At 70.7% G+C, this 21,022-nt stretch carries 23 protein-coding genes; 6 read left to right on the top strand and 17 right to left on the bottom strand.

Going from position 1 to position 21,022, the window contains the following annotated elements:
• The first annotated feature begins 5 nt into the window (after positions 1-5).
• Together menE and ABD732_RS03250 are read left to right on the top strand one after the other, a co-directional pair.
• The gene (menE, locus tag ABD732_RS03255) at positions 6-1,214 is read left to right on the top strand and encodes an o-succinylbenzoate--CoA ligase (protein WP_425552980.1); all 1,209 of its coding nucleotides are present in this window, start codon (positions 6-8) and stop codon (positions 1,212-1,214) included.
• Between the two features lie 4 nt (positions 1,215-1,218).
• Positions 1,219-2,406, top strand: coding sequence for an ATP-grasp domain-containing protein (locus ABD732_RS03250; RefSeq protein ID WP_344780557.1), 1,188 nt, complete (start codon positions 1,219-1,221; stop codon positions 2,404-2,406).
• A gap of 74 nt (positions 2,407-2,480) precedes the next feature.
• Here ABD732_RS03250 and ABD732_RS03245 read toward each other — a convergent pair whose 3' ends face one another.
• Positions 2,481-2,831: a Fe-S protein gene (locus ABD732_RS03245; protein WP_344780555.1), complete on the bottom strand. Its 351-nt coding sequence runs from the start codon at positions 2,829-2,831 to the stop codon at positions 2,481-2,483.
• 40 nt (positions 2,832-2,871) lie between these two features.
• Complete coding sequence (locus ABD732_RS03240) at positions 2,872-4,389, bottom strand: alpha/beta hydrolase family protein (RefSeq protein WP_344780553.1); 1,518 nt, start codon at positions 4,387-4,389, stop codon at positions 2,872-2,874.
• Positions 4,390-4,589: 200 nt separating this feature from the next.
• Here ABD732_RS03240 and ABD732_RS03235 point away from each other — a divergent pair, with 200 nt between their 5' ends.
• Together ABD732_RS03235 and ABD732_RS03230 are read left to right on the top strand one after the other, a co-directional pair.
• Complete coding sequence (locus ABD732_RS03235; RefSeq protein ID WP_344780551.1) at positions 4,590-5,462, top strand: 1,4-dihydroxy-2-naphthoate polyprenyltransferase; 873 nt, start codon at positions 4,590-4,592, stop codon at positions 5,460-5,462.
• A 37-nt stretch (positions 5,463-5,499) separates the two neighbouring features.
• Positions 5,500-6,237, top strand: a complete 738-nt coding sequence (locus ABD732_RS03230; protein ID WP_344780549.1) for a hypothetical protein — start codon at positions 5,500-5,502, stop codon at positions 6,235-6,237.
• Positions 6,238-6,323: 86 nt separating this feature from the next.
• Here ABD732_RS03230 and ABD732_RS03225 read toward each other — a convergent pair whose 3' ends face one another.
• The 5 genes from ABD732_RS03225 to ABD732_RS03205 form a co-directional block, all read right to left on the bottom strand.
• Positions 6,324-7,193: a Clp protease N-terminal domain-containing protein gene (locus ABD732_RS03225; RefSeq protein WP_344780547.1), complete on the bottom strand. Its 870-nt coding sequence runs from the start codon at positions 7,191-7,193 to the stop codon at positions 6,324-6,326.
• Positions 7,186-7,500: a helix-turn-helix domain-containing protein gene (locus tag ABD732_RS03220; RefSeq protein WP_344780545.1), complete on the bottom strand. Its 315-nt coding sequence runs from the start codon at positions 7,498-7,500 to the stop codon at positions 7,186-7,188. Before ABD732_RS03220 ends, ABD732_RS03225 begins: the two co-directional genes overlap by 8 nt.
• A gap of 144 nt (positions 7,501-7,644) precedes the next feature.
• On the bottom strand, positions 7,645-10,170 hold the full coding sequence (locus ABD732_RS03215; RefSeq protein WP_344780543.1) for an ABC transporter permease: 2,526 nt from the start codon (positions 10,168-10,170) through the stop codon (positions 7,645-7,647).
• A 1-nt stretch (position 10,171) separates the two neighbouring features.
• Positions 10,172-10,921, bottom strand: coding sequence for an ABC transporter ATP-binding protein (locus tag ABD732_RS03210; RefSeq protein ID WP_425552979.1), 750 nt, complete (start codon positions 10,919-10,921; stop codon positions 10,172-10,174).
• A gap of 45 nt (positions 10,922-10,966) precedes the next feature.
• Positions 10,967-11,287, bottom strand: coding sequence for a DUF4229 domain-containing protein (locus tag ABD732_RS03205; RefSeq protein ID WP_344780539.1), 321 nt, complete (start codon positions 11,285-11,287; stop codon positions 10,967-10,969).
• Positions 11,288-11,452: 165 nt separating this feature from the next.
• Between ABD732_RS03205 and ABD732_RS03200 the strand changes: the two genes are divergently transcribed.
• Complete coding sequence (locus ABD732_RS03200) at positions 11,453-11,656, top strand: BldC family transcriptional regulator (RefSeq protein WP_344780537.1); 204 nt, start codon at positions 11,453-11,455, stop codon at positions 11,654-11,656.
• Between the two features lie 72 nt (positions 11,657-11,728).
• Positions 11,729-11,881, top strand: coding sequence for a hypothetical protein (locus ABD732_RS03195; protein WP_344780535.1), 153 nt, complete (start codon positions 11,729-11,731; stop codon positions 11,879-11,881).
• Positions 11,882-12,013: 132 nt separating this feature from the next.
• Here the strand turns inward: ABD732_RS03195 and ABD732_RS03190 are convergent, their stop codons facing one another.
• From ABD732_RS03190 to ABD732_RS03145, 10 genes are all read right to left on the bottom strand, one after another.
• Positions 12,014-12,880: a 3-hydroxybutyryl-CoA dehydrogenase gene (locus ABD732_RS03190; RefSeq protein WP_344780533.1), complete on the bottom strand. Its 867-nt coding sequence runs from the start codon at positions 12,878-12,880 to the stop codon at positions 12,014-12,016.
• 62 nt (positions 12,881-12,942) lie between these two features.
• Positions 12,943-13,938, bottom strand: a complete 996-nt coding sequence (gene ccsB, locus ABD732_RS03185; protein ID WP_344781260.1) for a c-type cytochrome biogenesis protein CcsB — start codon at positions 13,936-13,938, stop codon at positions 12,943-12,945.
• Between the two features lie 22 nt (positions 13,939-13,960).
• A complete protein-coding gene (resB, locus tag ABD732_RS03180) occupies positions 13,961-15,586 on the bottom strand; it encodes a cytochrome c biogenesis protein ResB (RefSeq protein WP_344780531.1) in 1,626 nt (541 codons plus the stop codon).
• Positions 15,583-16,386, bottom strand: a complete 804-nt coding sequence (locus ABD732_RS03175) for a cytochrome c biogenesis CcdA family protein (RefSeq protein ID WP_344780529.1) — start codon at positions 16,384-16,386, stop codon at positions 15,583-15,585. The genes resB and ABD732_RS03175 overlap by 4 nt, the downstream gene beginning before the upstream one ends.
• Complete coding sequence (locus tag ABD732_RS03170; protein WP_344781258.1) at positions 16,386-16,982, bottom strand: TlpA family protein disulfide reductase; 597 nt, start codon at positions 16,980-16,982, stop codon at positions 16,386-16,388. The genes ABD732_RS03175 and ABD732_RS03170 overlap by 1 nt, the downstream gene beginning before the upstream one ends.
• Positions 16,983-16,996: 14 nt before the next feature.
• Positions 16,997-17,623 (bottom strand): histidine phosphatase family protein, encoded by a 627-nt coding sequence (locus ABD732_RS03165; protein ID WP_344780527.1) that lies wholly within the window; start codon positions 17,621-17,623, stop codon positions 16,997-16,999.
• A complete protein-coding gene (gene hemL, locus ABD732_RS03160) occupies positions 17,620-18,966 on the bottom strand; it encodes a glutamate-1-semialdehyde 2,1-aminomutase (RefSeq protein ID WP_344780525.1) in 1,347 nt (448 codons plus the stop codon). The genes ABD732_RS03165 and hemL overlap by 4 nt, the downstream gene beginning before the upstream one ends.
• A gap of 91 nt (positions 18,967-19,057) precedes the next feature.
• Positions 19,058-19,963, bottom strand: coding sequence for an SGNH/GDSL hydrolase family protein (locus tag ABD732_RS03155; protein WP_344780523.1), 906 nt, complete (start codon positions 19,961-19,963; stop codon positions 19,058-19,060).
• The gene (locus ABD732_RS03150) at positions 19,960-20,586 is read right to left on the bottom strand and encodes a DUF3093 domain-containing protein (RefSeq protein WP_425552971.1); all 627 of its coding nucleotides are present in this window, start codon (positions 20,584-20,586) and stop codon (positions 19,960-19,962) included. Before ABD732_RS03150 ends, ABD732_RS03155 begins: the two co-directional genes overlap by 4 nt.
• Positions 20,583-21,020: a hypothetical protein gene (locus tag ABD732_RS03145; protein WP_344780521.1), complete on the bottom strand. Its 438-nt coding sequence runs from the start codon at positions 21,018-21,020 to the stop codon at positions 20,583-20,585. The genes ABD732_RS03150 and ABD732_RS03145 overlap by 4 nt, the downstream gene beginning before the upstream one ends.
• Positions 21,021-21,022 lie beyond the last annotated feature (2 nt).

The raw sequence follows: 21,022 nt of genomic DNA, 5'->3' as shown, positions 1-21,022 counted from the left end.
GAGCCCTGAGCCGAACCCTGCTCCCGCTCCCGCTGCCGCCGACTCCGGCCGTCCTGGATTCGCGGCGGGAGTTGCGGTCGCTGCTGGACGGCGACGCCGCCTATCTGCCGGTACCCGCGCACGACACCGCCGCCGCGCGGGGGCTCTGCACGGCGCTCGGCGCAGGCGAGCCGATCGATCCGCGTGCCTGCCTGGTGGTCTCCACCTCGGGCACCACCGGAACACCCAAGGGCGCCATGCATTCTCCCGAGACGCTGCACGCCTCGGCGACCGGCACCGCGCAGGCGCTGGGCGGCCCGGGAAGCTGGCTGCTGACGCTGCCCCCGCACCACATCGCCGGGCTGCAGGTGCTGCTCCGTTCCCTCGCGGCCGGATACGAGCCCGTGGTCGTGGACGTCGGCGAGGGCTTCGACCCCGCCGTGTTGCCGGCCGCTGTGGACGCGATGACCGGTCCGCGCAAGTACACCTCCCTGGTGCCGCTGCAGCTGCGCAAAGCCCTCGAACACCCCGAGGCGACGCGGGCACTGGCCGGCCTGGACGCGATTCTGGTCGGCGGCGCCGCCACCCCGCCGGCCCTCGCCGACGCCGCCGTCGCCGCGGGGCTGCGCATGGTCCGGACGTACGGGATGAGTGAGACCGCGGGCGGCTGCGTGTACGACGGACGGCCCCTGCCCGGCACCCGGATGCGGATCGCCGAGCCCGCGGCCGACGGTGTCGGCCGCGTCGAACTGGGCGGCGACACGGTCGCCTTCGGCTACCGCAACATCGCCGAGCACCCCGCCTTCGCCTCCCCCGGATGGTTCCGCACCGACGACCTGGGAGCGGTCGACGACGGCCTCCTGCGGATCGCCGGGCGCGCCGACGAGGCGATCTCCACCGGCGGCCTCACCGTGGTGCCGCAGGTGGTGGAGGCGGTGATCGAGGCACTCGACGGCGTCGCCGTCTGCGCGGTCTTCGGCGTGCCCGACGAACGCCTCGGCGACGCGGTGGCCGTGGCCGTGGTGCCCGACGGGGCCGCCCCGGAGCTGGGCGCCCTGCAGCGTGCGGTCACCGCACGGCTCGACCGCTATGCCGTCCCGCGGCATCTGCTGGTTCTGGACGAGCTCCCGGTGCGAGGTCCCGGGAAGGTCGACCGGCGAGCGCTCCGGGACGAATTCGCGACCCGGAACCGATCTCGACTCCGTTCGGATCACCGGGACTCACTGTTAGATTGATGGCATGTCCGCAGACGATCCCCGCCTTCTCGTGACCAGCGCACGTATGCCGTTCGCCGTCGACGAAATTCACAAACTCGGTGAAGAACTCCATCGCTACGTGGTAGCCACTGACACCTTCAAGCAATCGCCCGGTCTGCACTCCAAGGGAGTGAATAAGCGAGTCGTGACGGCGCCGCCCACCCAGCAGCCGGACGCCTTCGTCGACGATGTGATCAAGACGATCGACGACGAGCAGATCGACTGGGTCCTCCCGATGTTCGAGGAGGTCTTCTACCTGGCCGCCAACCGCGAGAAGATCCAGGGCGACCGCGACGTCACCCTGTTCTTCCCGCAGCTGGACGCCCTGCTGGAGGTGAACGACAAGTCGACCTTCGCCGACCTGTGCCGTCGCCTCGACCTGCCGGTCGCCGAGACCATCGTGTGCACCACGCCCGAGGAGTTCGTGGCGGCGACGCAGCGCTGGGAGCACTGGTTCGCCCGCGCCACCTTCGGCCGCGGCGGCCTGGACATCATCACCAACTACGGCCCGCTGGCCGGCGAGACCGCCGTCGAAGACATCAAGCCCACCGAGCAGGACCCGTGGCTGGTGCAGCAGTTCCTGGTCGGCACCGACCGCTGCAGCTGGAGCGTCGTGCACGACGGCGAAGTGATGCTGCACTCCTGCTACGAGCATCCGATGAGGATCGACGACCGCGGCGGCGTCGTCTTCGAGTCCGTCGATTCGCCGGAATCACTTGCCGCAGTTCAGAAGATCGCCAAGGAACTGAACTGGACCGGGCAGATCAGCATGGACTACCTGGTGACCGCGGACGGCACGCACTACATGGTGGAGTGCAATCCGCGGCCGACGGCCGGGTGCACCATCGCCACCGCCGAGGAGCTCGACACGGCGCTGTTCAAGCCGGACGGTCTGGTGCTGGTCCCCGCCGGCCGCAAGAAGATGATCAAGGCCGCGGTGCTGCGCGATGCGCTGATGCACCCGAAGCGCGCCCGCGCCGACTTCGCCGCCGCCAAGGGCGCCAAGGGCGTCTACGACCAGCGCAAGGACCACATGCCGCTGATCTACTCGGCGCTGAGCCTGCGCCACGTGCTGGCCTACCGCAAGGCCCTGGGCGCCGAGCGCAGCAAGGAACAGCTGGTCGCCGCGCAGTTCTTCGACATCCTCTACGACGGCTCCCCGCTGAAGTAGCCGGCCCCCGGAGACCATCGACGCCCCCTGGATTCCAGAGGGCGTCGGTCGTCTCGGGGCTGAATCCGGTGGAGCTACCAGATGACGGCGACGCCGCACGCGGCGACCGACAGGCCCACCGCACTCCAGAACAGACCCGGAGGCAGCGGGCTTCCGGTCTTGCGCTGCTTGGCGCTGCCCATGCCGAGGACCGCGCCGAGCACCACCAGAAGCACCAGTTTCGTGCCGATCTTCGGGTAATTCGGGTCGTAATCGCCCCACGGACCGGCCAGGAATACCCCGGTGATCAGGGAGACCACCAGGCCGTAGTTCATGGTGGCGGAGAACTCGTAGCGCTTGCGGATCGCCGCCTCGAGCAGAGCCCCCAGCGTCATCGCGAAACCGATCAGGTGCAGAACGACTATTACGCTGCGTAGTACATCCATGCCGCCCAGCATACGGACTGCTGTGCGCTCCGCCAGTCGATCAGGCGACCGGATCCAGATCGCCGACGTCGGAAGCCTGGTCCGCGGTGGCGCCGGCGGGCTCGACGGGCTCGACGGGCTCGGCGACCGAGGGCTCCTCGGCCGTCGGCGGCGTCTGCTCCCCGGGTGAGCCGTCCGGGATCACCGGCGACTCTTCTTGCGCACCGTCGTCCTGACGGCCTTCCCCCAGGGCGTGCTTGGGCGGGTTGCCGCTCCACTGCTCGGGGGCCGCCGCCCACTCACCGTCCGAGCCGGTCAGCCGGTGAGCGCCGCCCGCCTGCTGCGCGGTCGGATCCGCCGCCGGCACCGGAGCGGCCTCACCGACGGGTGTGCCGCCCGCTCCCCCGTCGTCGGCCGTCACGGCCACGCCGCCGAAGGTCTTCTTGTCGGCGACGTCGGTCATCGGATAGAAGAGTTCGGCCTGCGTGTCCCAGCGCTGCAGATCTTCTTCGTCGTAGGAGATCCCCAGCGCGTCGTAGACCAGGGCGTTGAGTAGCGCGAGCGGATGGTAGGTGTCGTACACGGCGTAGGTGGTGTTGCCGTCGGCGCTGGACAGCAGCTGCGGGCCGCCGATGATCAGCGTCTGTCCCGCGTCGTTCGCCGAACCGTCGAGGTGTCCGTACGGGCCGTCGCCGGGCGAGTGGATCGCCACGAACCCGGCCGCGTTCACCAGCAGCGACGATGCCGGCCGCAACCACTTCCACTGCCAGTCGGCGACCGGGTCGCCCTGGACGATCACCGAGATCACCTGCAGGTCGCCGGTGTCGGCCGGGTTGCGAGCACCGTCGTTGTCGATGCCGAGCGCGCCGAGCAACGGCGTCACCCACAGCCCGCTCAGCGGCAGATCGGCGCCGAATCCTTTGAGTCCCCACGGGCTCCGCGGATCGGAGATCAGCAGGATCACGGTGTTGGGCCGGAGGATCTTGTCGGCGTCGTCCTTGCCGGCATCGGCGCGCACCTGCTGCTCGGCGGCGTTGCCGACGGCCTCGGCGCCCTGCGAGTAGCCGGTGTAGACCACCATGCCCGGATGATCTTTGAGGGCGTCCATCACGGCGAGGTTGTTCTGCTCGGCCGCCGTCCGCGACTCGACGTATGAGGGGGCGAAGAACGGCAGCCCCAGCGGGGTGTCGGCGTTACCGGTGATCACCGGTGCGAACGACTCGGGGTACTTCACATACGCGGCATCGCGTTGGCCGACCAGACCGTTCACGCGCGGGTGCAGGCCGGTGTCGTCGGTGCCGGGGGTGACGATGACCAGGGCGCCGGCCGCCTCGGACAGCAGCTTGAGGAGCGCGTCGTCGCCCCCGAGCGCGGCGTTGCCGACACCGGGCTCCCACGTGACGACCGGGTTGCCGTCGGCGTCGGTCAACGTGTTCAGGTTCCCGGGCACGGCGACGGGATCGCCGGCGGAGACGTCCGCGGTAGCCATCGCGAAGGGCGCGGCCAAGCCGAGGCAGAGGCCGCAGGTGACGGCGGTGGCGGCGAGACGACGACGGGCACGGTTCGGCCGAGAGGTCACAGAAGGGTCTTTCTTGCACGGTGCGCGCCGGGCCTCGGGCTGGGAGACGGCGACAGCACAGCTGACTGACCCAGAAGACCACGCCTGTGACCTGGCCCGATATCGCCCGATTGGATGAATCGGCGAATTCATCTCATTGGAGGACCCGCGCGGCGCGACCCGCCGGACAGCCCTTGCGCCGCGGTGGGAGGATTGCGGTCGTGGCAACCGTGAACCAGTGGATCGAGGGCGCCAGGCCCCGCACCCTTCCCAATGCGATCGCACCCGTCGTCGTCGGCACCGGCGCGGCCGCCTACGTCGGCGACGTGGTCTGGTGGAAGGCGGCGCTGGCGCTGGTGGTGGCGCTCGCGCTGATCGTCGGCGTCAACTTCGCCAACGACTACTCCGACGGCATCCGGGGCACCGACGACGACCGGGTGGGCCCGCTGCGCCTGGTCGGTTCCGGTGCGGCGAGCCCGGGCGCGGTGAAGACCGCCGCCCTGATCTGTCTCGGTATCGCCGCCGTGGCCGGCGTGATCGTCGCGGTGACGACCGCGTGGTGGCTGCTGGCGGTCGGCGTCCTCTGCCTCCTGGGTGCCTGGTACTACACCGGCGGCAGCCGTCCCTACGGCTACTCCGGGTTCGGCGAGGTGGCCGTCTTCGTCTTCTTCGGCTTGGTCGCGGTCCTGGGCACCCAGTTCGTGGTGGCCGGCGAGGTGGACGCGGTGGGCCTGATGTGCGCGGTCGCGATCGGCTGCTTCTCCAGTGCGGTGCTGGTGGCCAACAATCTGCGCGACATCCCCACCGACACCGAGTCGGGCAAGCGGACCCTGGCCGTCCGGCTGGGCGATCAGTCCACCCGCACGCTGTTCGTGATCCTGATGGCGATCCCGTTCCTGATCACCCTCTGGGTGGGCGCCTTCACCGACTGGTGGGCCCTGTTCGGCCTGCTCGCGCTGCCGCTCGGCGTCGTCGCCCTGCGGCCGGTCACGTCGGGGGCGCAGGGGCGTGCGCTGATCCCGGCCCTGGCGACCACCGGACTTGCCATGCTGGTGTGGGCGATCGCCACCGGTGTGGCGATCGGCCTGAGCTGACACCACCGGAGACGCACCGGCCGACGAGGGGACGACGATGGACGATCCGAACGCGCGCATCGATCCGGGCGCGATCAAGCACCCGGGCTGGACCGCCGCCGGGGTGATCGTGATGCTCGCGGTGATCGTCGCCGGGGTGGTCCTGTGGGCGCGGGGCAGTTCGGAGGCGGTCCGGATCAGCGAGCCGTCGCTGGGTGCGCCCGTCACGCTCGACGGCGGGCGCACCGCGATTCCGGTGGAGGCGACCATCGCGAATCAGAGCGATGAGCCGATCCGGGTGACGGAACTCAAGGTCGACGTGCTGTCGTCGCGCCGAGTGGGCGCGTGCTTCACCGCGCCACCAGAGCCGGACACCGTCACCGGGACCTACAGCGTCGCCCTCCCGATGCAGGCGGGCGTCCCCACCACCGGGGTCACCACCGTGCCGTACACCGCCGAGGTGCCGGCCGGCACCGGCGGCCGGCTGGCGTTCACCGTCGGCCCGCAGACGCAGGATGCCGGAACGGTGATCGTCACCGTGTTCCGGCCCGTCGTGGTCCTCGACGACGGCGCCGAGCTCGGTCTGCCGTCGGTCGCGACGGCGACCACGCCGGAGGGGGTTCAGCGGTACGTGGACGGCGTGCAGGCGCTGACCGCGGCCGAGCGGGCCGCACAGAGCGCCTGCGCAGGCGGCGAACTCGCGACTTTCGACGACGTCTACGGCACGTCGAGTCTGCAGGACGAGCCGCTGAAGCGACTGCGCGAGTCGTACACGGAGCTGGCGGGAAAGAACTGACGCGGACCCCGCACGACGAGCAGCCCGGCACCGTTTCGGTGCCGGGCTGCTCGCTGTTAAGAGCCCCGGTCAGGGGTTCGTTGCCGTCAGGCGCGCGCCGGAGCCTCGGGGAGGCTCGCCAGCACCGCCTCGCGGAGCTCGTCGGCGGTGGTCGCCGACTCGATCAGCGCCGTCGAAGCCGGATCACCGGCGTCGAGGATCCCCAGGAGCAGGTACTCCGGGCGGATCGAGCGGTCCCCGCGCTCGCGCGCCAGGTGGATCGCCGACCGCACGGCCTCGCGGGTGGCCGAGCCCATGCGCGGGCGGCCGCCCCGGCCACGCGGGCCGCGTCGTCCGCGGCCGCCTTCGAAGGGGCCCGCCCAGGGGCCGCCTTCCGCGGGACCACCGGGGCCGCCGGGGCCGAAGCCACCGGGTCCGAAGCCTCCGGGGCCGAAGCCCGGTCCGAAACCTCCGGGTCCGAAGCCTTCCGGTCCGAAGCCGGGTCCACGACCGCGGTGCCGTCGGCCGTCGGCGCAGGCGCTGTCGTGCCCCCGGCCCCGTCCCCGCTCGCCCCGGCCCTGACCGCCCCGGCCACGACCGCGACGAGGCCGTTCGCCCCAGTTCGCGGACAGGTCGTCGCCGAAGCGGTCGTTGACCGCGGCGCGGACCTTGTCCAGGTCGATACCGATACTGGCGAGGGCCTCGCGGTCCTCCTCGTACCGGTCCGCCGCCGTGCCGGCGTCGGCCTGCTCGGCTTCGTCGTCGGCGTGCTCGGCGTGATGGGCCAGCACTGCCTCGCGGGCCGTCTCGAGGGTCAACCCCTGCTCGCCCAGCAGGGTGAACAGCGGGCTGCGGGCGTTGCCGAGCATGCCCAGGATCAGGTGGTCGTTGCCCAGGCCCCGGTGTCCGAGTTCCTGCGCCTCTTGCATCGCGAAGACCATCACTACGCGGTCTTCCATGGTGAATCGATCAAACATCGTCGTCGTCCTTTCCAGCCTTGCCGGCCGGGTCGGTACCGCGCGGGCTCCCGTCAGTCGACGGGGCGCTCTCGCGATACGAGTGCTTCTGATGCACGGCCTGCCGGCTGACCTGCAGGACGTCCGCGATCGCCTGCCAGCTCCAGTCGTGGGAGCGGGCGTTGGCCACCTGAACGTCTTCGAGTCGATCGGCAAGGGTTCGTAGAGCCCGTACCGCAGCCAGACCCACCGCCGGGTCGGAACTCGCGGCGGCACCGGCGACCTGGTCGCCGTCGGTGGTCGTTGTCAACTTCTCGTCGTCGTGCATGGTGTCAGGTTATATTGACGACTCCGAGAGTGTCAAGCTTTCTTGACAGAAAGTTTCGGGCGTACGACAGACCCAGCGTTCGACCGCGAACCCAGCGGTCGCGAGGGCTGGGTCTGCGACCGGGCGCTGGGTGTATCGGCGGGACTACTCGGAGAGGATGGACTCGGTGATGTTCATCCGGGAGGCGCGGACCGCGGGCACGAGGGCGCCGAAGAGGCAGAGGGCCGCGGCAGCGGCCACATAGCCGGCCGACGACCACAGGGGCTGGTAGACGATGTCGATCGACGTGGTCTCGGCGAGACTCTTGTCGGCGAGGTAGTGCAGCCCCGACCCCATGACGACGCCGACGGCCGCGCCCACGACGGCCACCGAGCCCGCCTCGGCCAGCACCATGCGGACCACGAAGCGCCGGGAGGCACCCATCGCGCGGAGGACGCCGAGCTCGCGGCGCCGTTCCAGCACCGACAGCAGCAGCGTGTTGAGCAGTGCGATGGCCGCGGCGCCGGCGACGATCCACTGGATCGCGACGGTGAACGCCCCCGCCTGTTCGACGGATTTCTGCGTCGCCTCCAGCGCCTCCTGCCCGGTGTAGACGTGCACCGGCCGGTCCCCGGCCCCCGGATACTCCGCGACCATCTCGGTGAGCTGCCGCTGCAGCTGCGCGAGGTCGGCCCCGGGTTCGGTGAAGATCTGCAGGTAGGTGTCGCCGTCTCGGTTGAACCAGTCCGCCATCAGCTTCTCGGAGACCGCGGCGGTGCCCGAGTCGATGGTCACGTAGTTCACGGTGTCGCGCACCACCAGATCGCGATAGCCGGTCGGTGTGGCCAGCTGCAGGGTGTCCCCGACGTCCACGCCGAGCGTGCGCGCCAGTACCCGGGACAGCAGGATGCCGTCTCCGTCGAGCGTCTGGCGCACCGCTTCGGGCGTCGCCTTGCGCATGAACGGGGCGGCCGAGCCCGGTTCCAGCCCCTGCAGCATGGCGCGCGACTCCCCGATGTTCACCGACGCCCACTGGCCGCCGGCGATGCGCTCGACGCCGGGCAGCGTCGCCGCCTTCGCGGCGATCTCCGGGTTCAGGACCGGCCCGACCGGGATGTCGCTCTTGTCGCGCGAGGAGACGTAGATGTCCGGATCGCTCAGTCCGTCAAGCGAATTGGAGATGGACCCGACCATGTTGCTGAGCGCACCGGAGATGCCGATGCCCACGGCGATGGCCACGCCGACGGTCATCACCGTCGCCCATACCCGGCGCGGGGCGCGGTCGCTGTTGACCGCGGCCAGCCGGCCCGGGCCACCGAACCGGCGCGAGACCGCGACCACCGCCCGCACCAGCGCCACGGTGATGCCGAAGCAGACCAGGATCCCGCCGAGCGAGTACACCGCCCCCGCCAGCAGCGCCGGCCGCCCCTCCACCGTGCGCGTCATCACGAAGGCGCCGACCACCATCACCACCCCGGCGATGCCGGTGAGCCACAACAGTTTCGACGCCGGCGGCTCGGCGTCGGAGGCCTCGCCGGGCACCATGGCCTCCACCGGTGCCACCGAGAACACCGATCGCGCGGCCAGCGCCGTCGCCGCCACACAGGCGATGAGACAGGCGAGCACGGCGAGCGGCGCGGCGAAGACCGGCAGGTGGTACGACACCTCCAGCGCCGTGGATCCGACGGTGCTGGGCAGCCGACCCACCGCCCACCGCCCGGCCAGGATGCCCACCGGCACCCCGATCAGGCCGCCCACCAGACCGAAGATCGCCGACTCCAGCAGCAGGTCGCTGACCAGGTGGCGCCGCCGGGCGCCGAGCGCCCGGATCATCGCCAGCGACTGCCGCCGCGAGGCCACCGCCATGTTCATGGTGTTGAACACCAGAAAGCCCGCGATGATCAGCGACACCAGCGAGACCAGCAGCGTCGAATCGCGGGTGACGGCGCTGGCCACCTCGGTCTGTTTGACCCGGAAGTCCGGGTCCACCACGGCGGCGCGGCCGTCGACCACCTCGGACACCTGACGGCGCAACGCGTCCTGGGAGATGCAGTCGTCCGGCACGATCATGATCGAGTCGACGGCACCGTCGAGCCCGGCCAGGCGCTGCGCCAGCGGCAGGTAGGCGAAGATGAACCGTCCACCGTTGAGGACGTCGGTGCCCGGATCGTCGACCACCTGCAGCACGCGGACCGGCGTCCCGGAGATCTCGACGGTCTGATCCGCGGCCAATCCGGTGCCGGCGCCGGCGATCACGCCGTCGCCCAGTTGCTCCAGATCGACCGAACCGCCCGACGATTCGACGGCCGACCGCAGCTGCGGCGAGAGCGCGGTGACCCGCATGTCCGAGCCGAGGAGGGTGGTGGGCTCACCGTCGATCAGCACCACCCCGCGCACCATCGGGACCACCGATTTGGCGTCCGGAACGTCGCTGCGCAGCTGTCCGATCAGCGCATCGTCGACGCCTGTGTCGGCGATCGCGGCCACCTCCACCGTCGCCGTCCCCGAGATGGCCGCGTTGAACTTGCGCACGCTCTCGGTCATCGAGCCGTAGGCGCCGAGCACGGCGATCAGCAGACCGGAGGCGACGATCACCACGATCAGCGAAGTGAGCACGCGCAGCCGGTGGCTCGCCAGCTCGCGCAGATTCAGGATCCGAACGCGCGTCAGCCCCGCCCCCAGTGCGCTCATCTCACTCCGCCCGGTGGCGGCCGCTGTCGCCGATCCGCGGGATCGGGCCGGTCATCCACATCGCCCCCGGGACGGGGGCGGCGGTGTGCTGGGGCGCTGCGGGCTGCGGGCGGCTGCCCGGATCGAGCACCTTGCCGTCGCGCACGGTGATGACGCGGTCGCTGAAGTCGGCGGCATCGTCGGCGTGGGTCACCATCAACACCATCCGGTCGGGCTGATCGTGGGCGACGTCGGCCAGCAGCGCGAGCACGTCCGCGCCGCTCTTGGAGTCGAGGTTGCCGGTCGGCTCGTCGGCCAGCAGGATCTTGGGCTCCATGATCAGCGAGCGGGCGATCGCCACGCGCTGCATCTGCCCGCCCGACAGCTCCGACGGGCGGTGTTCGATCCGGTCACCCAGCCCGACCCGCTCCATCAGCTCCACGGCGCGCGGCTTGGCCGACGACAGCGACTTGGAGTCGAGCAGCATGGGCAGGGCCACGTTCTCCCACGCCGACAGGGTCGGCACCAGGTTGAAGAACTGGAAGATGAAGCCGACGCGGTGGCGGCGGAACTCCGAGGCCGCGTCGTCGTTGAGGGTGGCCAGGTCGACGCCGTCGACGACGATGGACCCGGAGGTCGGGACGTCGAGCGCACCGAGGATGTGCAGGAGGGTCGACTTGCCGGCCCCGGACGGGCCGATCACCGAGACGAACTGGCCGCCGTCCAGGCTCAGGGACGCACCGTCGAGGGCGCGGACTCGCTCGTCGCCCATGCGGTACTCGCGCACCAGGTCGGTGGCCTCGACGAGCGCCACGCCTCAGTCCTCGTCGCCGCGCAGCCGCGCGTGCAGGTCGGAGCGGCGGGCGGCGCGGTCGGCGTCCACCTCGGCGATCTGCTGATTCACTTTCAGACGAACCGATTTGAAGGCCACCATGCCGATCGGCAGCGCGATCAGCACACCGAAGACAGCCGCCACCAGCAGCGGAACCTCGACGTCGAACAGCATCCCGACACCGACGATGATCGCCGCGACGACCACCACCAGCCCCATCCGCACGAGGGTGTACAGCGCCACCCAGCCGGCCAGGGAGGCGGCGCTGGCCGTCTTTTCGGCGGATTCGGCCTGGTCATCACTCATACCGACACCTTACTTAATGCCCGTGGCAGCACCGAACTCGAACCGGACCAGGCGGACATTACCGACTCTTTACCGTTTACTGACCATTCGAGCACCTGGTACTTCGGCGTGTATGCATGGAGGCACCCCGCGCACACGTTTTTCGACGAGCATCAGGAGGACCGTATGACCATCACCGATACGCAGCCCATCACCCCGAGCATGGCGCGCCAGCACAATCTGACGCCCGGCCAGGTCGCCGAGATGTTCAACGTGAATCCGAAGACCGTCGCACGCTGGGCCAGCACCGGCGTGCTGCCCTCCATCCGGACCCCCGGAGGCCACCGCCGCTTCCGCGAGGCCGACGTGGTGGAGCTGCTCAACCGCTGACCCCGACCGGCCTCCACGGGCCGATCGCCGCGTCCGGGCGGTACACCCCGGTCGACGGGTACCGTGGGAGCCATGCTGTACGTGTACTTGCTGATCGTGGTGATCGCGGTGGGCTTCGTGCTCTGGAAGATGTCGCAGACACCGAAGGGCCCGACCCCCACCGCACCGCGGCGCGACGTGCCGCGCGGTCCGGACGACGATCCGGACTTCCTGCGCAAGCTGTAGCGAGCGCCCGCTGTCGTGAACGACGAGAACGCCCCCGCCGGATTCCGGCGGGGGCGCTTTTCGGTCTCGACTCCGCTCGACTGGCGAGGGCTTCGCTCGACCGGCGAGGGCTTCGCTCGACGGGCGAAAAGGCTACTTGGCGTAGTCGTAGAAGCCGCGGCCGGTCTTGCGGCCGAGGTAGCCGGCGTCGACCATGCGGCGCAGCAGCACCGGCGGCGCGTAGTGCGGCTCGCCGAACTCGGCGAACAGCGATTCGGCGACGGCCAGGCAGACGTCCAGGCCGACGGTGTCGCACAGGCGCAGCGGCCCCATCGGGTGGCCGCAGCCGCTGACCATGCCCTCGTCGATGTCCTCGGCGGAGGCGAAACCGGACTCGTACATGCGGATGGCGCTGGTCAGGTACGGGATCAGCAGGGCGTTGACGATGAAGCCCGCCTGGTCCTTGGATTCGATGGTGCGCTTGCCCAGCCCGTCGCGGGCGTAGGCGGCCACGGCGTCCACCACGCCCGAGTCGACCTTCAGGGTGGTGACGATCTCCACCAGTGGCATCACCGGCACCGGGTTGAAGAAGTGCATGCCGAGCACCCGCTCGGGGTGGCGCGTGGCGTTGGCCAGGCGGATCACCGGGATCGACGAGGTGTTGGTGGCCAGAATCGCGTCCGGGCGCACGATGTCGTCGAGCTTGGTGAAGTACTCCAGCTTGAGCGACTCGATCTCCGGCATCGCCTCGATCACCAGATCGCAGTCGGCGAAGCTGTCCAGCTCGGTGGTGACGGTGATGCGGTCGAGCGTGGCCGCCGCGTCGTCCTCGCTGAGCTTGCCGGCCTTGACGCCGCGCTGCAGGCTCTTGGCGATCCGCTCGCGGGCCGCGTCCACGGCCTCGGCGCGCTCGAGCACCCGCACGTTGGTCACCGGTCCGCCACCGACTGCCGACTTGGCCACGACCTCGGCGATGCCGGCACCCATGGTGCCGCCGCCGATCACTCCGACGTTCTTCACAGACTCTCCTTCTTCCTCAGGGACTTGTCTCGCCGGCGGGCGCTCCCCGGCCGGCCGGCCGGTCAGAGTCCGGCGTACGAGTGCAGGCCGGAGACCACCAGGTTGATGGCGAACAGGTTGAACAGCACGGTGACGAAGCCGACGACGTTGACCCAGGCCGCTGCGGTGCGCCAGCCGGCGGTGGCACGGGCGTGCAGGTAGGCGGCGTAGACGATCCACGAGATGAAGCTGACCGTCTCCTTGGGATCCCAGCCCCAGAACCGGCCCCACGCCGCTTCGGCCCAAATCGCACCGCAGATCACGCCCAGCCCGAACAGCGGGAACGCGAAGACCACGCACTTGTAGGCGACCCGGTCGAGGGTGTCCGACGAGGGCAGTACGTCCATGGTGGACGGCCAGCGCTCCCGGATCAGGAACAGGATGCTCACCACACCGGACACCAGCAGCACACCCGAGGCGATGGACACCACCGACACGTGGATGATCAGCCAGTACGACTTCAGGGCGGGAACGACCGGGGCCGCATGCGTGTACAGCCATTTGCCGCCGATGAACATCATGAGGATCACCACGAGCAGCACGAAGCTCATCAGCGGCCGCTGCGCCGGCTTGCGGAGGACGACGACGGCGCCCAGCACGCAGGCCGCGCAGGTCAGCGCGATGAACTCGTACATGTTGCCCCACGGGGCGCGGTCGGTGGCGAGCCCGCGCAGCACGATCGAGGCGATGTGCGCGATCAGGCCGAGGATCACCACCGGGTAGGCGGCGGCGCTGAGCACGGCGGCGCGGTTTCGGGGGCGCCGCTCCGGCGGACCGCTCACCCGGCCGGGCGTCCGATCGCCGGCCGCGGGTACCGACCGCGACGACGACGCCGACGCGCCGACCAGTTCGCGGGCCTGCCGATCGCTTTCGGCCAGGTCACCGGCGTAGGTCTTCACCTTGGCACCCATCGCGAGCGCGACGAAGAACAGCAGCGCCGCCACCGAATAGATACCGATGGATGTGACGTACAGCTGGTCGGAGAGTCGCCCCAGCGTCTCGTTGACGTAGCCGCTCATGTCCGTGTCCACGTTTTGTCTCCTACAGCTTCCCGGGCTTCACGCGCGAGCCGTCGAGCAGCGCCCGTGCCTGCTCGTCGAATCCTTCTCCCCAGCCGGCCTGATCGGTCCGGGCCAGCCCGGCCACTTCTACTACAGTACGTCGCTGACCGTCGTCACTCGCGGCCGGAACCAACCGGAACCAGATGCGGCGACGGCGCACCAGCAGCGAGACGACCAGGCCGGCGAGCATCACGATGGACGAGATCAGCACGCCGTTCTGCGCCGGATCGTGCGAGACCTGCATGGAGACCCAGCGCTTGTAGCCGTCGAAAGACACGACGGTGCCGTCGGGCAGGGTCGTGGACTCGCCCTGGTTCAGGTTCACCGAGGCCTGACGGACCAGGCGGCCCTGGTCGATCAGGTCGCGGTCGAGCATGTAGACACTCTGCGCGCGGCCGGTGTCCAGGCCGGCGTCGCCGACGTAGACGCGGATGGCCACCGCCGGATCGTTGACGATCGCCGACTGCGACATCAGCAGCGTGGAGTGGTACGCCGGATCGGGGGCGAACAGGCCGTCGATGGCGATCTGGTGCTTGCGGCGCTCGTCCTCGTCCGGGTACATCCCGGCCGGGGTGTCGAACCGCATCGCCCCGTCCGACAGCATGGTGCTGGTGTCCTGCGGCAGGTACGGCGCCGTCTGCGTGCGCTTCTCCCCATTGGGGAAGGTCACCGTGAAGGTGGGCGCGAAACCGTTGCCCAGCACGTAGACGCGGTCACCGGCCAGCCGCAGCGGCTCGTTGACGCGGATGGTGCCGGTCTTCCACTCGTCCTCCGGTGCGCTCACGTCCGTCGTGTACGACACGTCCGAGGTGTACATGTCCGGCTGCCCGCTGGGCAGGAACTCGGCCTCGAAATCGTCGACCCGGATACAGAAGGGACTCAGGTCGGTGCCGTCGACCATGGCGCCGGAGCGGAACGAGTCGTAGACGGCGGTGGAGGTGTTGCACAACACCTGGTCGTCCCCGGCGACCAGTGTGCGGGTGCCCTCGTAGCCGAAGAGTTTGCCGGCCGCGATGGTCACCAGCAGGGCGAGCAGAGCGAAATGGAAGACCAGGTTGCCGAATTCGCGCAGATAGCCCTTCTCGGCCGAGACTTCCACGGCCCCGTCCGGGTAGGCCTTGCCGGGCGGCACCTCCCGGGTGGTCCGGCGCCAGCCGCGCAGGTTGGCGCTCACCTGCCCGGCGACCTCCTCCGGGGTGCCGTCGACGGTTTCGGTGAGGTGGCGCGGCAGGCGTTTGAGGTTGCGCGGCGCGGGCACCGGCGGGGTGCGCAGTGCGGTGAAGTGCTCCCAGATGCGCGGGGTGAGGCAGCCGACCAGCGAGATGAACAGCAGCAGGTAGATGGCCGTGAACCAGCCGGAGCCGAAGACGTCGAACAGACCCACCCGGTCCATCCACACGCCCATGGTGCCGCGGTCGGCGATGTAGGTCTCGGTCTTGCTCTCGTTGAGGTCGCGCTGCGGCAGCAGGGCGCCCGGGATGGCCGCGAGCGCGAGCAGGAACAGCAGCGCCAGCGCGGTCCGCATCGAGGTGAGTTCGCGCCAGAACTTGCGCAGCGGCGTCACCAGCAGCCGCGAGAAGGCGGAGGGGCGGGCAGGTCGGGTCATACGGGCAACTCCACGTCCGACACCATGGTCATCCGGATCCAATCGACGATCTCGTTCCACCAGCCGAACAGCAGCAGCACGCCGACGGCGATCATCGCGATGCCGCCGATCACCTGGATGGTCCGCGCGTTGCGGCGCAGGAACCCGAGGCTGCGTACCGCCCAGGCCGAAGACAGGGCCAGCAGCAGGAAGGGCAGCCCCAGGCCCAGGCAATAGGCGATCACCAGGGCGACGCCGCGCCAGGCGGTCATCCCCTCGGTGTTGGCGGCCACCACCAGCACGGCGCCCAGCGTCGCACTGCTGCACGGGATCCAGCCGACGGCGAAGACGCCGCCCAGCAGGGGTGCTCCCACCCAGTTCGAGATCCGCATCGGCATCAGCCGGCGGTCCCGCATCTGGATGGCGCCCAGGAAGATCAGGCCCATCACGATGGTGACGACCCCGCCGATCCGCTGGAGCAGCTCCATCCGGGACTGGTCGTAGAAGGCGGTGGTCGCGCCGAAGACCGCGGCGGTGGCCAGCACGTAGACGACGGTGAAGCCGAGCACGAACAGGAAGGCGGCGCCCAGCACACGCAGCCGGCCGTTCTTGGCGGGTTCGCCGGGGGTCACCGCGGGCGCCTCCGCGCCGACCAGTCCCGCCAGGTACGACAGGTAGCCGGGCACCAGCGGCACCACGCACGGCGACGCGAACGAGATGAGGCCGACCAGCACGCACACCCCAAGCCCGAGCAGCAGCGGCCCGGACGAGACGGTGTTCGCGAAGCTCTCGGCGACACTCGCCAGCGGCATGGTGGTCATTACTGCTTGTCGCCCTCCGCGGCCACCCGCAGCACCTCGTCGCGCAGTTCCTGCTCGCCGATGGCCTTGAGGTAGACGACCGCCGGGCGCAGCTGCCGGTCCAGGATCACCGTGGTCGGCACCGCGCCCACCGGGACTCCCAGCGCCTTCAGTGTGCGGCCGCCGTAGTCGTAGATCGAGGGATAGGTCAGGCCGCGGTCACGCGCGAAGTCCTCGGCGCTGCCGCGGTTGTCGCGGAAGTCGATGCCGACGAACTGCACCCCGCGGTCCTTGGTCTCCTGGTAGACCTTCTCCAGCTCGGGGGCCTCCTTGCGGCACGGCGGGCACCAGGAGGCCCACACGTTCACCACGACGACGTCGCCCTTGTAGGTGCTCAGGTCGATCTCGCCGTCGCCGAACAGGCTTTCGCCGGACACCTGCCCGATCGGGGTGCGCTCGTCGGGCGGATCGTAACGGATGACGGTCTGGCCGCCCGGCGCGACGATCTGATTGCCCTGGCCCTGCACGACCGCGTCGTCGCCGGTGCTGCAGCCGGTGAGCACCAGCACGCCGCACAGCGCCGCCAGCAGCGCGGCCAGCGGGCCGCGCCGACGCACAGGACTCACCGCGGTCACGCTCCGGTGATCCGTGGATCCGAGGCCCCGGCGGGTTCGGAGTAGACGATGTCGACCAGTTCGTCGCCGTCGTAGATCAGGCTGGTCAGCGAGGCCAGCGAGCACTGGCGCACCCGCGGATCGTGCCACAGGCGTCGACCCTCCAGGAAGCGGCGCAGCGTGTAGACGGGCAGCTGGTGGCTGACGCAGATCGCTTCGTGGCCGGCCGCGGCCTCGCGGGCCTTGTTGGCCGCCGACAGCATGCGGTGCGCGATCTGGATGTAGGGCTCGCCCCACGAGGGGGTGAACGGATCGCGCAGCTTGGCCCAGTGGCGCGGCTTGCCGAGGGCGCCGTCGCCCACGGCGACGCGCAGGCCCTCGAACTGGTTGTCGGCCTCGATGAGGTCGTCGTTGGTGATGATCTCGAGTCCGTGCCCGCCGGCGACGGGGGTCGCGGTCTCCTGGGCGCGCTGCAGCGGCGAGGCGAAGACGGCGGTGACGTCGTGATCGGCCAGCGCCGCGGCGACGGTCTGAGCCTGCGCGCGGCCGGTGTCGGAGAGCCGGAAGCCGGGCAGGCGCCCGTACAGGATTCCGTCGGGGTTGTGCACCTCGCCGTGCCGCATCATGTGGACGATGGTCTTCATTTCGCTCCCTGCTCTGGGGCCTGCGCCGCGGCGGCCGCGGCCGCGGCGGCCGGCAGGGCCTCGGTGATCCGCGCGAAGGCCTCGTCGTCGAGCGCGGTGGACACGAACCAGGCCTCGAAGGCGCTGGGCGGGGCGTACACGCCCCCCGCCAGCAGGGCGTGGAAGAACGGCGCGAACCGCCAGGTCTGCGTGGCTTTGACGCCCGCGTAGTCGACGATCGGGTCGGTGGCGTCGGTGAAGAAGACGCTGAACATGTTGCCCGCCGACTGCACTCGGTGGGCGACGCCTGCGGCGCTCAGGGCGTCGGTCAGCAGGCCCTGCAGCCGCAGCGAGTTGGCGTCGAGAGTGGCGTAGACGTCGTCGGTCGCATGGGCGAGCGTGGCCAGGCCGGCGGCCACCGCGACGGGATTCCCCGACAGCGTGCCCGCCTGGTAGACCGGTCCGACCGGCGCCAGATGGTCCATGACGTCGGCGCGGCCGCCGAAGGCGGCGGCGGGCAGGCCGCCGCTCATCACCTTGCCGAAGGTGTACAGGTCGCCGGCCACCGGGTCGAGCCCGTAGTAGCCGGCCCCGCTGACGCGGAATCCGGTCATCACCTCGTCCATGATCAGCAGCGCGCCGTGGCGGCTGGTGAGCTCGCGCAGTCCGGCGTTGAAGCCCGGCCGCGGGGCGACGGCGCCCATGTTGCCGGCGGCGGCCTCGGTGATCACCGCGGCGATCTCGCCGGGGTGCAGTTCGAAGGCCTTGGCGACGGCGTCGAGGTCGTTGTAGGGCAGCACCAGGGTGTCGTGGGCGGCGGCGCCGGTGACGCCCGGGGAGGTGGGCAGCCCCAGAGTGGCCACCCCCGAGCCGGCGTCGGCCAGGAGCGCGTCGACGTGACCGTGGTAGCAGCCGGCGAACTTGATGATCTTGCTGCGGCCGGTGGCGCCGCGCGCCAGCCGGACCGCGGACATGGTGGCCTCGGTGCCCGAGTTCACCAGGCGCACCCGTTCCACCGGCTCGACCCGGCCGATGATGGCCTCGGCCAGGGCGATCTCGGCCTCGGTGGGGGCGCCGAAGCTGAGGCCGCGGGTGGCCGCGGACCGGACCGCCTCGACGACGGCGGGATGGGCGTGGCCCAGGATCATCGGGCCCCACGAGCACACCAGATCGACGTAGCGGTGCCCGTCGACGTCGATGAGGGTGGCGCCGTGCGCCTCGGCGATGAACCGCGGGGTGCCGCCCACCGCGGAGAAGGCGCGGACCGGCGAGTTGACCCCGCCGGGGATGGACTTGCTCGCCCGGGCGAAGAGTTCCGCGCTGAGGGGCGTGGCCGCTTCCGGAACGGCTGAGGGACGGACCATGACTTCCAGTGTTCCAAATCTGCGCGCGCGGACCCAATCGCGCGGCCTGGGTCACCCCTCTCCGGGGCGGTGCGGTGCCGCCGGGCGGCGGTCAGGAGGCGAGCCGGGCGGCGACGGCGGCCGCGATGCCGCGCTGGCCACGGGCGTTCGGGTGCAGTGACGCGGGGCCGCCGGTCACCGGCTCCACCCAGCGCTGCGACGGCGCAGCGCAGGCGTCGTGGCCGGCCGAGACCTCCGTCAGGTCCACGTAGGCGGCGCCGGCCGCCGTGGCCGCCGTCTCGACGACGTCGTTGAGCCGCTGCTGGAGCCGGTTCATGAAGGCGATGTCGCCCGCGGCGATCGGGACCTGGCCGAAGCAGCCGCCGGCGGCCGGCAGGATCGCCGGATAGCCGGCGATCAGCACCCGGGCGTTCGGGGCCCGCCGGACCACCTCGCGCAGCCCCTCCTCGAGCGCCGGCCGGGTCTGGGCGTCCAGCCGTTTCAGCAGCGTGTCCCCCACCGCGCGGCGACACGGATCGCCGGACGGGTCGGTCCGGCCCAGTCGGGTGCACTCGCCCACCGCGGTGGCGTAGACGTCCCCGTCGTTGCCGCCGAGCATCAGGGTGACCAGTTCGGCGCGGGGCGACAGCGCGTCCAGTTGCGGCGCGGTCCCGTCGTACTGGGATCCCCGCAGGTCGTCGGTGGTGGCGCCGGCGCACGAGACGTCGGTCAGGTCTCGGCCGAACCGCTCGGCGAGCAGCTGCCCGAAGTTGCCCTGGGCGCGCAGGCACGGGTACGGGGATCCCTCGACCAGCGGCTGCAGTCCGGTCCCGGCGGCGAAACTGTCACCGAGGTGCACCTGGGCCGTCCCCCCGGCCGGTGCGGGCGACGCGGACGGGGAGGCCTCCGGGGCCGTGGTGCTGCCAGGCACCTCCAGATGGCGGGCGATCAGCCCGGCGGCGATCAACACCAGGACGGCGACGACGGTGACCAGCACCGCGGTGCGCCGGGAGGTCACGACCGCTTCTTCGGTTCCAGCCCCATCTCGACGGCGAGGTGCGCCTCGGTGAGCTCGGTGCGGAAGCGGTCGACGTCGCGGGCCCAGGCCTGGCGCAGTTTGCCGTCGGCCAGTTTGACGCCGACGCCCTTGCGCCGGCGGGGCACCGCGGGCAACTCGCCCAGGGCGCGGGCGCTCTCCCACTTCTCGTGTTCGCCGGTCCGGTTCTCCGGGTAGACCTCGGCGATGTCGGACAGGGCGATGGTCTGCGCCCCCTGGTGCAGTGCGGTCTCGGTCAGCCGCACCGAGACGTGTTTGCGGGCCGCGGCCACCTGCAGGAGGGTGAATCCGACCAGGATCACCCCGAAGATGGTGAGCACCGGCCAGTGAATCCGGCCGCCGCCGACGATCTCCATGATCAGCACGGCCGCGATCATGATCGGACCGATCGAGACCACCCACCAGCTGCCGCCGGGTTCGTCGAACAGGACCTCGCCCTCGTCGATCTCGAGGGCCGCCTCCACCTCGGCTTCCAGCTCCGGGTCTGCTTTCAGCTCGGGGTCGGGCGCCGGCTCGGGTTCGGTTGCGCCGGTCTCGTCGCCGGGGAGTCCGGCGTCGGGGGCGTCGTCGGCGGCGCCGGTCACTGCTCGTCCGGCCGGGCGCAGTCGCGGCCGTTGAACCAGGCGTCCGCGGTGGGGCGATAGGCCAGGATGGTCCCGCCCAGCCCGATCACCGCGGCGGCCAGGACCCCGGCCAGCCCCGGCGACTGGAAGCCGATGGTCAGCACCAGCAGCATCACGACGGAGACACCCGACAGGGCCGCCAGCGAGCCTCGCCACTGGGGCACGAGGCAGGCTTTGCGGGACAGCATGAGGTAGCAGAGGCCGAGGATGATCACCAGCACCCCGATGCCGAGCACGTCGAGGTGCCAGCCGGCGCCGAGCAGCGTCGTGATGATGGAGACCACGCCGAGCGCCACCAGCAGCACCCCCGAAACCAGCCAGAGCCGGAGTGCCCAGCGCACGGTCTTCGGTCGCGTCGCCGGGTCCGGTGTGAAGGCCACCGCCTGCTCGGTCATCG

It is taken from the genome of Gordonia caeni, assembly GCF_039537105.1.
GTDB lineage: Bacteria > Actinomycetota > Actinomycetes > Mycobacteriales > Mycobacteriaceae > Gordonia > Gordonia caeni.
Note: the sequence above shows the minus strand (reverse complement) of the source record. Positions and strands in the feature narration are given on the sequence as shown.

Bases quoted from the DNA above. Each gene is read 5' to 3' on its own strand.
- ABD732_RS03250 (WP_344780557.1), top strand. From the start codon at position 1,219: ATGTCCGCAGACGATCCCCGCCTTCTCGTGACCAGCGCACGTATGCCG.
- ABD732_RS03245 (WP_344780555.1), bottom strand. From the start codon at position 2,831: ATGGATGTACTACGCAGCGTAATAGTCGTTCTGCACCTGATCGGTTTC.
- ABD732_RS03230 (WP_344780549.1), top strand. From the start codon at position 5,500: ATGGACGATCCGAACGCGCGCATCGATCCGGGCGCGATCAAGCACCCG.
- ABD732_RS03225 (WP_344780547.1), bottom strand. From the start codon at position 7,193: ATGTTTGATCGATTCACCATGGAAGACCGCGTAGTGATGGTCTTCGCG.
- ABD732_RS03220 (WP_344780545.1), bottom strand. From the start codon at position 7,500: ATGCACGACGACGAGAAGTTGACAACGACCACCGACGGCGACCAGGTC.
- ABD732_RS03215 (WP_344780543.1), bottom strand. From the start codon at position 10,170: ATGAGCGCACTGGGGGCGGGGCTGACGCGCGTTCGGATCCTGAATCTG.
- ABD732_RS03210 (WP_425552979.1), bottom strand. From the start codon at position 10,921: ATGGGCGACGAGCGAGTCCGCGCCCTCGACGGTGCGTCCCTGAGCCTG.
- ABD732_RS03205 (WP_344780539.1), bottom strand. From the start codon at position 11,287: ATGAGTGATGACCAGGCCGAATCCGCCGAAAAGACGGCCAGCGCCGCC.
- ABD732_RS03200 (WP_344780537.1), top strand. From the start codon at position 11,453: ATGACCATCACCGATACGCAGCCCATCACCCCGAGCATGGCGCGCCAG.
- ABD732_RS03195 (WP_344780535.1), top strand. From the start codon at position 11,729: ATGCTGTACGTGTACTTGCTGATCGTGGTGATCGCGGTGGGCTTCGTG.
- ccsB (WP_344781260.1), bottom strand. From the start codon at position 13,938: ATGAGCGGCTACGTCAACGAGACGCTGGGGCGACTCTCCGACCAGCTG.
- resB (WP_344780531.1), bottom strand. From the start codon at position 15,586: ATGACCCGACCTGCCCGCCCCTCCGCCTTCTCGCGGCTGCTGGTGACG.
- ABD732_RS03175 (WP_344780529.1), bottom strand. From the start codon at position 16,386: ATGACCACCATGCCGCTGGCGAGTGTCGCCGAGAGCTTCGCGAACACC.
- ABD732_RS03165 (WP_344780527.1), bottom strand. From the start codon at position 17,623: ATGAAGACCATCGTCCACATGATGCGGCACGGCGAGGTGCACAACCCC.
- hemL (WP_344780525.1), bottom strand. From the start codon at position 18,966: ATGGTCCGTCCCTCAGCCGTTCCGGAAGCGGCCACGCCCCTCAGCGCG.
- ABD732_RS03145 (WP_344780521.1), bottom strand. From the start codon at position 21,020: ATGACCGAGCAGGCGGTGGCCTTCACACCGGACCCGGCGACGCGACCG.